The sequence below is a fragment of the Pseudomonas sp. RT6P73 genome (assembly GCF_054897715.1).
Genome location: NZ_JBUBUV010000002.1, coordinates 2,500,921 through 2,516,844, shown reverse-complemented (window position 1 = coordinate 2,516,844; position 15,924 = coordinate 2,500,921). Strand labels below are relative to the sequence as shown.

Sequence of the window (15,924 nt, the reverse complement as noted above, 5' to 3'; positions counted from 1 at the left end):
GATGAATTTTTCCCAATTCTTCATCTCACGGCCGATCTTCGCAGCGGTACTGTCGCTGCTGATCCTGATCGCCGGTGCCATCTCGCTGTTCCAGTTGCCGATCAGCGAATACCCGGAAGTCGTGCCACCGACCGTTGTGGTCCGTGCCAACTTCCCCGGCGCCAACCCAAAAGTCATCGGTGAAACCGTGGCCGCTCCCCTGGAGCAAGCCATTACCGGCGTCGAGAACATGCTGTACATGTCCTCTCAGTCCACTGCTGACGGAAAGATCACCCTGACCATCACCTTTGCCCTGGGCACCGACCTGGACAACGCACAGGTACAGGTGCAGAACCGTGTGACCCGGACCGAGCCGAAACTTCCAGAAGAGGTGACGCGCATCGGTATCACCGTCGACAAGGCTTCGCCCGACCTGACCATGGTTGTGCACTTGACCTCGCCGGACAAACGCTACGACATGCTCTACCTGTCCAACTACGCCTTGCTCAACATCAAGGATGAGCTGGCGCGTCTGGGCGGTGTCGGCGACGTGCAGCTGTTCGGTATGGGCGACTACTCACTGCGGGTCTGGCTTGATCCAAACAAAACCGCTTCGCGCAACCTGACCGCGACCGATGTAGTGACCGCGATCCGTGAACAGAACCGTCAGGTTGCTGCCGGTGCACTGGGTGCGCCGCCTGCGCCGAATGCCACTGCGTTCCAGCTGTCGGTCAACACTCAGGGCCGTCTGGTTTCTGAGGAAGAGTTCGAGAACATCATCATTCGCTCCGGCGACAACGGTGAAATCACGCGCCTGAAAGACATCGCTCGGATTGAATTGGGTTCTAGCCAATACGCGTTGCGTTCGCTGCTGAACAACCAACCGGCGGTGGCGATCCCGATCTTCCAGCGCCCTGGTTCGAACGCGATCGAGATCTCTAACGAAGTTCGCGACAAGATGGCCGAACTGAAAAAGAACTTCCCGGAAGGCATGGACTTCAGCATCGTCTATGACCCGACGATCTTCGTGCGCGGCTCCATCGAGGCGGTGGTTCACACCCTCTTCGAAGCGCTGATCCTCGTTGTGTTGGTGGTGATCCTGTTCCTGCAAACCTGGCGCGCCTCGATCATTCCGTTGGTGGCGGTGCCCGTTTCGCTGATCGGTACGTTTGCCGTGATGCACCTGTTCGGCTTCTCGCTGAACGCCCTGTCGCTGTTCGGATTGGTACTCGCCATCGGTATCGTGGTGGACGACGCCATCGTGGTGGTGGAGAACGTCGAGCGAAACATTGGACTGGGACTGACACCGGTCGAAGCAACCAAGCGGGCCATGCGTGAAGTGACCGGCCCGATCATCGCGACCGCGCTGGTGCTGTGTGCCGTGTTTATCCCGGCGGCGTTCATCTCGGGCTTGACCGGTCAGTTCTACAAACAGTTCGCCTTGACCATTGCGATCTCGACCGTGATCTCGGCGTTCAACTCACTGACCCTGTCGCCTGCACTGGCTGCTGTGTTGCTCAAAAGCCATGACGCACCGAAAGATCGTTTCTCCAGGGTCCTCGACAAGATCTTCGGTGGCTGGCTGTTCCGTCCGTTCAACCGTTTCTTTGACAAGGCCAGCCATAGTTATGTCGGCACGGTAGGCCGGGTTATCCGCAGCAGCGGTATTGCCCTGCTGCTGTACGCAGGCTTGATGGTGTTGACCTTCTTCGGTTTCTCCAGCACCCCGACCGGTTTCGTACCCGGCCAGGACAAGCAATACCTGGTGGCTTTCGCGCAACTCCCGGACGCCTCGAGCCTGGACCGTACCGAAGACGTGATCAAACGCATGTCCGACCTGGCCCTGAAACAGCCTGGCGTGGAAAGTGCGGTGGCCTTCCCTGGCCTGTCGATCAACGGCTTCACCAACAGTCCTAACGCTGGCATCGTTTTTGTGACCCTCAAACCGTTCGACGAGCGCAAAGACCCGAGCATGTCCGCCGGTGCGATTGCCGGTGCACTGAATGGCCAGTTCGCCGGGATTCAAGAAGCCTACATGGCGATCTTCCCGCCGCCACCGGTACAAGGCCTGGGCACCATCGGTGGTTTCCGCCTGCAGATCGAAGACCGGGGCAACCTGGGTTACGACGAGCTGTACAAAGAAACCATGAACATCATCACCAAGAGTCACAACGTGCCGGAACTGGCCGCCCTGTTCACCAGCTACACCGTGAACGTGCCGCAGGTCGATGCCGCCATCGACCGGGAAAAAGCCAAGACTCACGGCGTGGCCGTCAGCGACATCTTCGACACCCTGCAGATCTACCTGGGTTCGCTGTATGCCAACGACTTCAACCGCTTCGGCCGTACCTACCAGGTCAACGTTCAGGCTGAACAGCAGTTCCGTCTCGAACCGGATCAGATCGGTCAGCTCAAAGTGCGTAACAACAAAGGCGAGATGATCCCGCTGGCGACCTTCATCAAGGTCAGCGACACCTCGGGGCCGGACCGCGTGATGCACTACAACGGCTTCATCACCGCTGAAATCAACGGTGCGGCAGCCCCCGGCTACAGCTCCGGCCAAGCCGAAAAAGCCATCGAGAAACTGCTCAAGGAAGAACTGCCTAACGGCATGACCTATGAATGGACCGACCTGACCTACCAGCAGATTCTGTCCGGCAACACCGCGCTGTTCGTGTTCCCGCTCTGCGTATTGCTGGCGTTCCTGGTGCTCGCGGCTCAGTACGAAAGCTGGAGCCTGCCACTGGCGGTGATCCTGATCGTACCGATGACCCTGCTGTCGGCCATCACCGGTGTGATTGCTTCGGGAGGCGACAACAACATCTTCACCCAGATCGGATTGATCGTACTGGTGGGACTTGCGTGTAAGAACGCGATTCTGATCGTCGAGTTTGCCAAGGATAAACAGCAGGACGAAGGCCTCAGCCCGCTCGCCGCGGTATTGGAAGCCTGCCGTCTGCGTCTGCGTCCGATCCTGATGACCTCCTTCGCGTTCATCATGGGTGTTGTGCCTCTGGTGTTCTCCAGCGGCGCCGGTGCCGAAATGCGTCATGCCATGGGTGTGGCGGTGTTCTCCGGGATGCTCGGGGTGACCTTCTTCGGTCTGTTGCTGACGCCAGTGTTCTACGTATTGATTCGTAACTTTGTGGAGCGCGGTGAAAAGCGCAAAGCGGCCAAGGCACTAAAACTGGAAAAGCAACTGGAGGCGCAGCAATGAGCCTGAAAGCCTTCCTGCCGAGTCTTCTGGTACTGGCCCTGAGTGCCTGTACCGTCGGCCCGGACTACAAGACCCCAGCCACTGAGCCGGCAAACATCACCACCGCTACCGATGGTGCTGCCGGCCAGAAAAACTTCGACCGCACGCGTTTCGAAGGCATCTGGTGGCAGCAGTTCGAAGACCCGACCCTCAACCAGTTGGTGACTCAATCGCTGCAAGGCAACCGTGATCTGCGCGTAGCCTTCGCCCGCTGGAAAGCGGCCCGGGCGATTCGCGATGACGTCAGCAATGACGCCATGCCAACCATCACCAGCCGCGCCAGCAGTGACTTGGGTAAAGGCCAGATTCCAGGCGAGACCACCAAACGGGTAAACAGCGAACGCTACGACCTGGGTCTGGACATGGCCTGGGAACTGGACCTGTTTGGCCGTATCCAGCGCAACCTGGAATCCAGCGACGCCGAACAGCAAGCGGCCGAAGCCGATCTGTACCAATTGCAAGTCACCATGATTGCTGAACTGGTGGACGCCTACGGTCAACTGCGCGGTGCACAACTGCGTGAAAAGATTGCCCTGGCCAACCTGAACAACCAGCAGGAATCGCGCAAGATCACCGAAAGCCTGCGTGATGCCGGCGTCGGCGATCAGCTGGACGTGGAGCGTGCCGACGCACGCCTCGCCTCGGTAGAAGCCAGCGTGCCGCAGTTGCAGGCCGAACAGGTTCGGCAGAAAAACCGTATCGCCACCTTGCTGGGTGAACGTCCGGACAAACTGACCGTCAACCTGAGTCCAAAAGACTTGCCGGCCATCGCCAAGGCGTTGCCGATTGGTGATCCGGGTGAATTGCTGCAACGTCGTCCGGACATCCTCAGCGCCGAGCGCAAACTGGCCTCCGCCACTGCCCGTATCGGCGTGGCCAAGGCTGATTTGTTCCCTCGGGTCAGCCTCAGCGGCTTCCTGGGCTTCACCGCCGGGCGTGGTTCGCAAATCGGTTCCGCGGCAGCCAATGCCTGGGCGCTCGGCCCAAGCATTACCTGGGCAGCGTTTGATCTGGGCAGCGTCCGGGCCCGCCTGCGCGGCGCCGATGCCGATGCCGAAGGCGCGCTCGCAACCTACGAGCAGCAAGTGCTGCTGGCACTGGAAGAATCGGAAAACGCGTTCAGCGATTACGGCAAACGTCAGCAACGGTTGATTTCGCTGATCCGTCAAAGCGAAGCAAGCCGTGCCGCCGCAGACCTGGCCGAAATTCGCTACCGCGAAGGCACCGTGGACTTCCTCGTCCTGCTGGACGCCCAACGTGAGCGCCTGGCAGCCGAAGATACCCAGGCCCTGGCCGAAACCGATCTGTACCGCGGCATTGTCGCGATTTACAAAGCCCTTGGCGGTGGCTGGCAACCCGAGACGGTCGCCAGCAAGTAAGTTTTTAAAGAGCTCCTTTGGTTGGCCGCAACCGACCAATTTTTTAGCCCTGCGCCTCATTCGGTCGCGGGGCTTTTTTTTATCGGTCGTGAAATCAATACAAATCCCCTGTGGGAGCGAGCTTGCGCGCGAAGACGACGCTTCGATGGGTTTCAATGTCGACGCGACCTGTAGGCAAAATCGCCGGCATTGAACTGAGTCAGGGTTTGACTCACACGCCCACCTGACCGAAGCTGACAGCTTTGCAAAAGCCGCCAGCCCCCGGATTCCTGCATGCCCCAGTCCCGCCGCTACTTGCTCATCAGCCTCTGTGTCCTGTTCGCCATAGCTCTTGCCTGGTTTTTTCTGCGTAGCACGACACCCGTGGTGCCGGAAGCCATCAAGCGCGGATACAGCGAAGCGTTGACCCAGGCGCGCGCCGGGCAACCGGGGGCCGCACGGGTTCTGTACCAGCAATTGGGTCGCCCAGACCTGTCGCCCAAACGTCGTGTCTGGCTGCATGCCGAACTGCCTAATTACCCCAGCCCACAAGCCCTGAAACTGGCGGACGCAGACCTGCAAAACTCCTCGCCCGACGTGCGCATTGCGGCGATAAAAAGCATCGGCGGACTGGTGCCCAGCGGGCAGCGCAGTCTTCTGATCGGGCCGTTGCTGGATGACAGCGAACAAAGCGTTCGGTCTGCCGCAATCAACGCGCTGTTGGGCTTGTCGCCGGATGACCTGGGCTTGTATTTCGGGCCGTTGCAGCAAGCCATCGATGCTTGGGAACAGGTCCTGAAGAGCCAGCCGGAAAGCGCCGAAACCCAATACCAACTGGCCCGCCTGCACCTGCACAACAGCGAATTGAAAGAGGCACAGCAGGCGCTGGAACGCTCGTTGCAGCTAGCCCCGGTCAATCTGCCGGCGCTGGTCATGCAGATTGAAGTCCTGGATAAACAAGGCCAAAGCGACGCAGCCCGGCAATTGCTGGCGAAACAGTTGAAGGCTCAACCCGACTCGGCCTACCTGCAACACGCCTTGGGGCTTTGGTTGCTGCATCACGGGCAAAGCGAGTTCGCCCTGCTCGGTCTGTCCAAAGCGGTCGAGATTGATCCGAACAACAAGGATTACCGCTACGACCTGGCGACCACCCTGCATGGGGAGCAAGAACTGGAAGCGGCGCAAAAGCAGTTGCAGGAAATCGTTCAGCGCCATCCGGCCGATCGCAAGGCGCGGGTGCTGCTGATCAATTACTGGAAGGAAAGCGGACAACTGCAGAACGTACAGATCCTTTTGGCGCAGCTGGAACAGCTCAATCCTGATGATCCAGCGTTGCAGCAGGGCTTGTAACGGCACCCTCCATCACGCCAACAAAAAGGTTGAACCGTCGCATCGACAAAAGGTCAAGTGATCAGGCAGTCCATTCAGGCACTTCAGGCCTGCTGCCTCGCTTCCCCTAGTCATGAGAGGGTTTTTTTTGTCTACATCTAACGAGTTGTTCAGTGCAAAAGCCGCCACCGGCATCGAAGGTCTGGATGACATCCTGGCCGGTGGATTGTCCCGCGGCCATGTGTTTTTGCTGGAGGGTGAACCTGGAACCGGCAAAACCACCATCGCATTGCATTTTCTGTTGGCCGGCGCCCGTGCCGGCGAGCGCTCGTTGTACATCACGCTGTCGGAAACCGAGCGCGAGCTGCGCCAGGGGGCGTTGTCCCACGGTTGGGAGCTGGATGAAAACATTCACATCTTCGAGCTGACACCGCCAGAAAGCCTGCTCAATGCCGACCATCAGCAAAGCCTCCTGTATTCCTCGGACCTTGAGCTGGGTGAAGCGACCAAACAGATTTTCGAAGCGGTCGAACGGGTCAAACCGACCCGAGTGGTGCTCGACAGCCTTTCCGAAATCCGTTTACTCGCCCAAAGCTCCTTGCGTTATCGCCGACAGATTCTGGCGATCAAGCACTACTTCGTGCGTTACAACGCGACCGTACTGTTGCTGGATGACCTGACCACCGAATCCCTCGACAAGACCGTCCACAGCGTGGCGCACGGGGTGGTTCGCCTCGAAGAACTGACGCCCAACTATGGCGCCGAACGCCGGCGGATCCGCGTCGTGAAATACCGTGGCCAGAAGTACCGCGGCGGTTTTCATGACTTCACCATCATGGGCGACGGCGTTCACGTGTTCCCTCGTCTGATCGCGGCTGAACACCGTGGCGGTTACACCCGCCAGCAGTTGACCAGCGGCATCGACGAAATGGACGCGCTGCTCGGCGGCGGCATCGAAACAGGGTCCAGCACGCTGATCCTCGGCCCGGCCGGTACCGGCAAGTCGCTGATCTCGATGATCTTCGCTGCGGCAGCTGTCGCTCGGGGTGAGAAAGCCGCGTTGTTTATCTTCGACGAAGAGCTGGGGCTGCTGTTCGAACGCATGAACAACATGGGCATCGATCTGCAGGCGCTGCAAGACACCGGCAACCTGCTGATCGAGCAAGTCGACGCCGCCGAACTGTCCCCCGGCGAGTTCTCCCACCGGGTTCGTCGCTGTGTTGATCAGCGTGAGATCAAAACGGTGGTGATCGACAGCATCAACGGTTATCAGGCTGCGATGCCCGAGGAAAACGCACTGGTGCTGCACATGCACGAGCTGCTGCTGTACCTCAATCGCCGAGGCGCCGCGACGTTCATGACCGTGGCCCAACACGGGCTCGTCGGGGACATGCAGGCGCCGGTCGACATTACTTATCTGGCTGACACGGTGATTCTGTTGCGTTACTTCGAAGCCCTGGGCAAGGTTCGCCGGGCCATTTCAATTATCAAGAAACGCACCGGCAGCCACGAATCGACCATTCGCGAATACCGCATCGGCAGCACGGGCATGACCATCGGTGAACCTTTGGATGCATTCCAGGGCGTATTGCGCGGCGTGCCGACCTATATGGGCGCCAGCCAGCCACTCCTCAAGGATGATGTCCGGTGAGGGTTGTCGAGGCGATGTCCGAGCGCGCGATCATTCTCGCGCCGCTGGGGCGCGACAGCCAGATTGCGCTGATGATGCTCAACGAGGCGGGTTTCGAAGGCCTGGTGACCCGGGATCTGGGCACGCTGTGCAGCGAGCTCGCGCAAGGTGCCGGCCTGCTGGTGATTGCTTCGGAAGCCTTGCTGGGTTGTGATCTCGAACCGCTGCTGAGTTTGATCGAGCAACAACCGGCCTGGTCAGACCTGCCGATCGTACTGCTGACCCACCACGGCGGCCCGGAACAGAACCCCGCATCGCGTCTCGGCCCGCAGCTGGGCAACGTGACCTTTCTCGAGCGCCCGTTTCATCCGGTGACGTTGATCAGCCTCGTCACCACTGCGTTGCGCGGACGACGACGGCAGTATGAAGCCAGGGACCGGTTGATTGATTTGAGCCAAAGCGAACTGCGCCTGCAAAACACGTTGGAAACCCTCGAGCAACAGGTCGAGGAACGCACCGCCCAACTGCGACACAACGAAGAAGCCCTCAGGCAGTCGCAGAAAATGGAAGCGGTCGGCCAACTCACCGGCGGCATCGCGCACGACTTCAACAACATGCTCACCGGCATCATTGGCAGCCTGGAGTTGCTGCGTCGACGCCTGGCCCGGGGGCGCACTGATGACCTGGACGGCCTGATCGATCTGGGGGTGACCTCCGCCAATCGCGCGGCAGGCCTGACTCATCGTCTGCTGGCGTTTTCCCGACGCCAGTCGCTGGATTCCAAACCCGTGGACATGAACACCCTGGTGGTGTCCATGGGTGAACTCTTGCAGCGCAGCATCAACGAAAGTATTCATCTGGACATGCAATTGAGCGAGGACCTGTGGGTGGCCGAGGCCGACCCCAATCAGCTCGAAAGCGCCCTGCTCAACCTGGTGCTGAACGCCCGTGACGCCATGCCTGAAGGCGGAAAACTGGTGGTCAACACCTCAAATCAGCACCTGGACAAGGGCTTCACCCAGGTCCACAGCAACTTGCAACCGGGTGATTACGTGGTACTGCGCGTGACCGATACCGGCTGCGGCATGCCGGAGGGCACGATCAGCAGGGCCTTTGATCCATTCTTCACGACGAAACCGATCGGCCAGGGCACGGGCTTGGGCTTGTCGATGATTTACGGTTTCAGCAAACAGTCCCACGGCCACGTGACCATCGAGAGTGAAGTGGGTAACGGCACGACGGTGAGTCTGTATTTGCCGCGCTATAACGGTGATCTGGTCGAGGATACGCTGGTCGATATCGCACACGCGCCTTACGCCCAAAAAGGCGAAACCGTGCTGATCGTCGAGGACGATCCGGCGGTTCGCGTGCTGGTCAGTGCGGTATTAAGTGAATTGGGCTATGCCTTCGTCGAAGCCGGCGATGCCGATAGCGCGGTGCCGATTCTCGATTCCGGCCAGCGTATCGATCTGTTGATCAGCGATGTGGGGTTGCCCGGAATGAATGGCCGGCAACTGGCAGAAATCGGTCGGCAGTATCGGCCTGATCTGAAAGTGTTGTTCATCACCGGTTATGCCGAACACGCGGCGGTGCGCGGCGGCTTCCTCGACCCGGGGATGCAGATGATCACCAAACCGTTCACCTTCGACCTGTTGACGGCCAAGGTGCGGGAGATGATCCGTATCTGAAAGCCCCCACAACAGGGGCTTCGGGGCCTTTTACGAGAGCATTTCCTGCATGATCTCTTGCAACACATCCAGATCGAACGGCTTGCCGAGGATCGGCGCCTTGCGCGTGATCGGGCTGTCGGTCTCGCGTATTTCCTGCGGATACCCGCTGATAAAAATCACTTTGAGTTCCGGTCGCAGCTTCACGGCAGGCTCGGCGATCTGTACGCCGGAAATCCCGCCGGGCAGGCGAAAGTCCGTGATCATCATGTCCAGGTGTGGCTTGCTCGCCAGTATTTCAAAGGCCTGCTCGCCGTTTTCGGCCTGCAGCACCCGGTAACCCTCACCCGACAAGTAAGCGGACAATACCATCAGAATCGAGGGGTCATCCTCGACAATGAGTACTACATCTTGTGCATCTTCACTCATGGGAAGCCTTTGTTCGGTCAATAGCTGCTGATACGACCATGGGGTCGTTCAGAGGTTGCGTTTATCCGGCTGTTTTCCTACAGCGGCAGACAAACGCGAAATAAGGCGCCCTCGTTGATCTTGCTCTCGACGGCGATGGAGCCGCCATGGGCGGCGACGATCTGCTCCGAAATAAACAGCCCCAGTCCCAGCCCCGCGACCACGGTCTTGGCTGACACCCGTTCGAACTGTTGAAAAATACGCTTCTGGTTTTCTTCACTGATACCGATCCCGCGATCCTGCACTTCGACCCGCGCCTGACCCTCGTGACTGTAGACCCGTACATCGATCCGGCTCTTGCCACCATAACGCAAGGCATTGGTCAGCAGATTTGAAATCACTTGTTCGATACGAAATTCGTCCCAGTTGCCGACCACTGGCGCTTCAGCTGTAAACGCAACGGAACACTCGGCGGCGTCGACCTGCGGCGCAAAATTTTGCAACAAATTGCTGACCAATTGCACGAGGTCAAATCGGCTCGTACGAATCGACAGCTTGCCGGTGCGGATGCGTGAAACATCCAGCATGTCTTCAATCAGACGGATCAGGCTTTTGATCTGCCGCTCGTCCCGGTCGACCATGGCGTGCATCTTGTCGAGGGTGAACGCTGACGCGTTGTCACGGGCCAGGTGCATCTTGCGCAACTGGGTTTCGAGGATCAGGCCATTGAGCGGCGTGCGCACTTCGTGGGCGACAATCGACATGAAGTCATCACGCATGCGCACCGCTTGCTCCAGCTCATTCTGGGTGGTTTGCAATTGCTTGAGCAGCGCTTCCTGTTCGCGGCGAGCCTGTTCCAGTTCTTCGACTTGTTGCTTCATCGCCTTGCTCTGGCGATACAGGTCGACGAATACGTTGACCTTGCTCTTGACCGCATGAATGTCCAACGGCTTGTGCAGGAAGTCCACGGCACCGCTCTCGTAGCCCTTGAACGCGTAATTCAATTCGCGGCCGGCGGCACTGACAAACACGATCGGGATGTTCTTGGTTTTTTCCGTGCCGCGCATTAACTCGGCCAGTTCAAAGCCGTTCATGCCCGGCATCTGCACATCGAGAATGGCCATGGCGAATTCGTGTTGCAGCAGCAACGACAAGGCTTCGTCGGCGGACAAGGCTTTATAGACAATGCGGTCTTCACGCTTGATCAATGCCTCAAGCGCCAGCAGGTTCTCGGGCAGATCGTCGACAATCAACAATTTGGCTTGGATGTTACTCAGCATGCTATTCGTTCCAGCTCGACAAGCAGACGGCCGATGCCGCGTATAGGGAGAATGTGATCCGGGTAATGCAAATCCAGCGCTGCCCGAGGCATGGTTGCGACCTGGGCTTCGTTTGGGTCCTGCACGATGGTCAGGCCCCCGTGACGCTTTACCTGAGCCAGACCGCTGGCGCCGTCGCGGTTCGCGCCGGTCAGCAGCACGGCGGCCAGGGTCGGGCCGTAGGCATCGGCAGCCGACTCGAACAGGAAATCAATGGCGGGCCGTGAATAATGCACGCGATCCTCCAGGCTCAGGGAAAAGGTGCGGTCGTGCTCTACCGACAAGTGATAGCCGGGCATGGCGAAATACAGCGTTCCCGCTTCGATCTGTGTCTTGTCACGGGCCTCCTGAACACGCATGGCCACGCGCCGATCGAACACTTCAGCCAAGTGGCTGCGACGCTCGTCCGGCAGGTGCAGCACCACAATGATCGGCAGCGCGAAGCCTTCGCGCAGCGGGCTGAGAATATCCAGCAACGCCTCCACGCCTCCAGCCGAAGCACCAATCACGATAGCCTCCACAGTAGGCAAATCCGCTGCATTATTCATGATTTACGGTAGATCCGTTCTTGCTTGACCAAGGGCACAAACTGGTTGCCGAAGGCCGAAAAATCCGGGGTTTCCTTACTGCCCAGCACCAGGAATCCACGATGACAAAGGGATTCATGGAACAAACCGAACGCACGGTCCTGAAGCTTTTTATTAAAGTAGATCAAAACATTACGACACGAAATTAATTGGGTTTCTGAGAACACGCTATCGGTCGCCAGACTGTGATCGGCGAAGGTCACGTTCTCACACAACGTCTTGTCGAAAATCGCGTAGCCATACGCTGCCGTGTAGTAGTCGGCGAACGAACGCTGGCCACCTGCCTGCTGGTAGTTATGAGTGTAGGCGCGGACGTTTTCCATGGAGAAAATCCCCTGCTTGGCCTTCTCCAACGACCGCGGATTGATGTCGGTGGCGTAAATGATAGTGCGATCGAGCAAGCCTTCTTCGCGCAGCAGAATCGCCATCGAATAGACTTCTTCGCCCGTGCTGCAACCGGCAATCCAGATCTTGATCGACGGATACGTCTTGAGCAGTGGCACCACTTCCTTGCGGATCGCCAGGAAATGCGAAGGGTCGCGAAACATTTCGCTGACCGGAATCGTCAGCAATTGCAGCAACTGCATGAACGCGGTCGGATCGTGCAGCACCTTCTCTTGCAGGGCCGAAATGGTGTTGCACTCAAATTGCACCAACGCATGCTTGACCCGGCGCTTGATCGAAGCGCCGGAGTAGTCGCGAAAGTCGTAGCTGTACTTGAGGTAGATCGCCTCGATCAACAACCGCAATTCGATTTCGCTGTTTCGCTCCACTGAATTAATGCGTTCCACTAAATGCGTTCCATCTTCGGTAACCACACGCGAATCAGCGAGAACAGGCGATCCAGGTCGATGGGTTTGGCCAGGTAATCGTTGGAGCCGGCTTGCAGGCAGCGCTCCTGATCGTCCTTCATGGCCTTGGCCGTGACCGCAATGATCGGCAGCTTGCGCCAGCGCGGGTCCTTGCGGATCTCGATGGTGGCTTCGAAACCATCCATCTCCGGCATCATCACGTCCATCAACACCAGATCGATGTCCTCGACTTCATTCAGTTTTTCAATCGCTTCACGGCCGTTCCGGCCGATGACCACGACTGCACCCTTTTGCTCCAGCGCGCTGGTCAGGGCGAAGATGTTGCGTACATCGTCGTCCACCAGCAGCACTTTGCGGCCCTCGAAGACCTTGTCGCGGCTGCGCGCGGTCTTGAGCATCCGTTGGCGTTCATGGGACAACCTGGATTCGACTTTGTGCAGAAAGAGTGTGACCTCATCCAGCAAACGCTCCGGTGACCGAGCACCCTTGATGATGATCGAGCGGGAGTACTTGCGCAGTTCGGTCTCCTCGTCCCGGGTCAGGTTGCGTCCGGTGTAGACGATGACCGGCGGGAACGAGCAAATATCTTCGGTCGACATGCGCTTGAGCAGATCGTTACCGAGCATGTCCGGCAGCTTCAGGTCGATGATCATGCAGTCGAAAATGGTCGTACGCAGCAAATCGAGCGCTTCCTGGGCGAAGCCGACGGCGGTGATCTCGATATCTTCGTCGCCGATCAGGCGAGCAATGCTGTCGCGCTGCAAATCATCGTCTTCCACCAACAGCACTCGCTTGACCTTCTGGGTCAGCTTGGCTTCGAGGCGGGCGAACACGTCCTTGAGTTCTTCGCGGGTGGTCGGCTTGACCGCATAACCGATGGCGCCCATGTGCATGGCGGCCTCGACCCGGTCTTCGACGGAAATCACGTGAACTGGAATATGGCGGGTTTCGGCATGTTCTTTTAGACGCTGCAAGACCGTCAGCCCGGAATGATCGGGCAGGCGCATGTCCAGCAGAATGGCGTCTGGAATGAACTCTTTGGCCAGGTCGTAGCCTTCATCGGCGCCGTGGGCGACCAGGCATTGATAACCCAGTTCGTGCGCCAGATCGTAGAGGATGTGTGCAAAGTTTGGCTCGTCTTCCACTACCAGGATGCAACGGGTGGTGAATGGCGCCTTGCTGCGGTCATCGTCGAAACGCGGGATATCGACTTCGGCAATCAGCGGCACCAGCGCAGGCGATGCCGCTCTCGGTGCCATGGCGACGGGCGTGGCCTGCATCGGTGCAACCGGCACTTCGTTCGGCTCAACGTATTGCTGCGGCAGCACTAGGGTGAACACACTGCCCTGCCCCGGCTCGCTGGTGACGCTGATCGAACCGCCCAACAACGCGGCCAGGTCCCGGGAAATCGACAAGCCCAGGCCCGTGCCGCCATAACGGCGATTGGTGGTGCCGTCGGCCTGGCGAAAGGCTTCGAAAATGCTCTCCTGCTGGTGGGCGGCGATGCCGATCCCGGAGTCGCGGACAATAAAGGCGATGCCATCGTTTGGTTGAGACGCCACTGTCAGGCTGACCGTGCCTTTTTCGGTAAATTTCACCGCGTTCGACAGCAGATTCTTGATCACTTGCTCCAGGCGCTGGCGGTCAGTGAACAGCATCATCGGCGAACCGGGCTGCAAGTCGACTTCAAACTTCAACTGCTTGTCAGCGGCCATCGGCTCGAACATCCCGCGCAGCCCGTCCACCAGCCGCGCAACGCTGGTGTTTTCAGGGCGCATTTCCAGCTTGCCGGCCTCGACCTTGGAAATATCGAGAATGTCATTGATCAGATTGAGCAAGTCATTGCCGGCGGAGTAGATCGACTCGGCGAACTTCACCTGCTCGGCACTGAGGTTTTCCTGAGGGTTCTCTGCCAGCAACTTGGCCAGGATCAACGAACTGTTCAGCGGCGTGCGCAGTTCGTGGGACATGTTGGCAAGGAATTCGGACTTGTACTTGCTCGAACGCTGCAATTCTTCGGCGCGCTCTTCAAGCTGTACCTGGGCTTGATTGAGTTCGGTGTTCTTCAGGTCCATCGCATCGCGCTGGTCGGCGAGGATCTGAGCCTGATCAGCGAGTTGTTCGTTGGTCTGCTCCAGCTCGACTTGCTGGGTTTCCAGGTGAGCCTGGGACTCCTTGAGAATCCGCGACTGCTCTTCAAGCTCTTCGTTGGCGGTCTTGAGTTCTTCTTGCTGAACTTGCAGCTCTTCGTTGAGTTGCTGGGTTTCGGCGAGTACTTCCTGCAAACGCTGACGATAACGAGCGGCCTCGATCGACGTACCGATGTTGCCGGCGATCAGCTCAAGCAACTCGATGTCGCGGTCGTTCAAGGGGCGCAGGAAGCCCAGTTCGATCACGCCGTTTACCCGGTCATCGTCGCTGGTGGGCACCACGAGCACGCTATGCGGCAGGCCTTCGCCCAGGCCGGAACTGACTTTGAAGTAGTCGCTCGGCACGTTATCAAGACGAATCAGGCGAGCCTGTTGCGCCACCTGACCGATAATCCCTTCATCACTGTGAATCTGCTGCTCGCGCTCTTCCTGCTCGCGAGAAAAACCGTATGACGCCACACGCTTGAGGCCACCATGTTCTTCACGCACATAGATAGCGGCGACGGCCGAGCCCAGATATTGCGCGCAGAACTGCAGGATGTTGCGCCCCAGCAGATTGAGGGAGAGTTGCCCCAACACCTGCTCGGCCAGTTCGGTCTGGCCATTGCGCAGCCACGCTTGCTGTTCCAGACGCGAAGCGCTGGCCTGTTGCGCGGCGAGGTTGGCGCTGTAACTTTGGGAAAGGTTGAGCAAATCACGACGGCCGATATAGGCCAGCAAACCGCTGATACCGAGAATGAACAACAGGTAAAGGGTGATGCTCCAGATCGTGGTGCGGCGCACGTCCTCGTTGCGCGTGGTACGCAACTGCTGCTCCATGTCGATCACGTCTGCGAACTGCTTGCGGATCTCATCGGTAAGCCGCTTGCCCCGCCCGGCCTTGACGACACTGCGATAATCGCCGCTGGCGCGCTGCAGATCGATAAGCGACTGCGCGTAGTTGGCCCACTCCTGCTGCAAGGCCTGAAGCCTGTGCAGACGGTCGGTTTGAACCGGGTTGTCGGCGGTGAGTTCGAGCAAGGTATTGAGCGCAACCGCGATTCTCGGCTTGGCCGTTTCGTAAGGGTCGAGGAAATGCTCATCGCCGCTCAGCAGAAAACCCCGCATCCCGGTTTCCAGATCAACGGTCAGCTTTGCCGCTTCATTGGCGTTATTGATCACCCGGTCGGTGTGTTCGACCCACTGGATCACCGACAGGAGGTATGTGATCAGCGAGACAAAGAACACCGCACTGAGCACACCGACACCCAACGGCAGGCTGATGTTGCGGCTCAGAAGTTTACGGAATCGTTGCTCATCAACCGAAGACGCAGGGGTCATGGGAAGGCCTTGTCGAACTGTTCAAAACCAAGGAGTTTGCCCCAAAACTGGCACATTGATCCAATTTTCTGAGGTGTATGCGGGCAAATCCCTGCATTTAGCTGTTCTC

Annotated in this window: 10 protein-coding genes; 5 read left to right on the top strand and 5 right to left on the bottom strand. The window is 58.6% G+C overall.

Annotated elements, in window-relative coordinates:
- The first annotated feature begins 1 nt into the window (after position 1).
- The 5 genes from ACYZT6_RS12270 to ACYZT6_RS12250 all read left to right on the top strand — a co-directional run bounded on the left by ACYZT6_RS12270 (position 2) and on the right by ACYZT6_RS12250 (position 9,240).
- Positions 2–3,196, top strand: a complete 3,195-nt coding sequence (locus ACYZT6_RS12270; protein WP_462027104.1) for an efflux RND transporter permease subunit — start codon at positions 2–4, stop codon at positions 3,194–3,196.
- A complete protein-coding gene (locus ACYZT6_RS12265; RefSeq protein WP_462027103.1) occupies positions 3,193–4,614 on the top strand; it encodes an efflux transporter outer membrane subunit in 1,422 nt (473 codons plus the stop codon). The genes ACYZT6_RS12270 and ACYZT6_RS12265 overlap by 4 nt, the downstream gene beginning before the upstream one ends.
- Before the next feature lie 273 nt (positions 4,615–4,887).
- The gene (locus ACYZT6_RS12260) at positions 4,888–5,943 is read left to right on the top strand and encodes a tetratricopeptide repeat protein (RefSeq protein ID WP_462027102.1); all 1,056 of its coding nucleotides are present in this window, start codon (positions 4,888–4,890) and stop codon (positions 5,941–5,943) included.
- A 127-nt stretch (positions 5,944–6,070) separates the two neighbouring features.
- Complete coding sequence (locus ACYZT6_RS12255) at positions 6,071–7,573, top strand: ATPase domain-containing protein (protein WP_462027101.1); 1,503 nt, start codon at positions 6,071–6,073, stop codon at positions 7,571–7,573.
- Positions 7,574–7,587: 14 nt separating this feature from the next.
- Positions 7,588–9,240 carry an ATP-binding protein gene (locus ACYZT6_RS12250; RefSeq protein WP_462029943.1) on the top strand — a complete coding sequence of 551 codons (1,653 nt, stop codon included), beginning with the start codon at positions 7,588–7,590 and terminating at the stop codon, positions 9,238–9,240.
- Positions 9,241–9,270: 30 nt separating this feature from the next.
- Here ACYZT6_RS12250 and ACYZT6_RS12245 read toward each other — a convergent pair whose 3' ends face one another.
- The 5 genes from ACYZT6_RS12245 to ACYZT6_RS12225 form a co-directional block, all read right to left on the bottom strand.
- The gene (locus tag ACYZT6_RS12245) at positions 9,271–9,648 is read right to left on the bottom strand and encodes a response regulator (protein WP_131058583.1); all 378 of its coding nucleotides are present in this window, start codon (positions 9,646–9,648) and stop codon (positions 9,271–9,273) included.
- Positions 9,649–9,725: 77 nt separating this feature from the next.
- Complete coding sequence (locus ACYZT6_RS12240; protein ID WP_462027100.1) at positions 9,726–10,907, bottom strand: hybrid sensor histidine kinase/response regulator; 1,182 nt, start codon at positions 10,905–10,907, stop codon at positions 9,726–9,728.
- Complete coding sequence (locus ACYZT6_RS12235; protein ID WP_462027099.1) at positions 10,901–11,494, bottom strand: chemotaxis protein CheB; 594 nt, start codon at positions 11,492–11,494, stop codon at positions 10,901–10,903. Before ACYZT6_RS12235 ends, ACYZT6_RS12240 begins: the two co-directional genes overlap by 7 nt.
- On the bottom strand, positions 11,491–12,324 hold the full coding sequence (locus tag ACYZT6_RS12230) for a CheR family methyltransferase (RefSeq protein WP_461958821.1): 834 nt from the start codon (positions 12,322–12,324) through the stop codon (positions 11,491–11,493). Before ACYZT6_RS12230 ends, ACYZT6_RS12235 begins: the two co-directional genes overlap by 4 nt.
- Positions 12,324–15,815 (bottom strand): response regulator, encoded by a 3,492-nt coding sequence (locus ACYZT6_RS12225; protein ID WP_462027098.1) that lies wholly within the window; start codon positions 15,813–15,815, stop codon positions 12,324–12,326. The genes ACYZT6_RS12230 and ACYZT6_RS12225 overlap by 1 nt, the downstream gene beginning before the upstream one ends.
- Between the last annotated feature and the right edge of the window lie 109 nt (positions 15,816–15,924).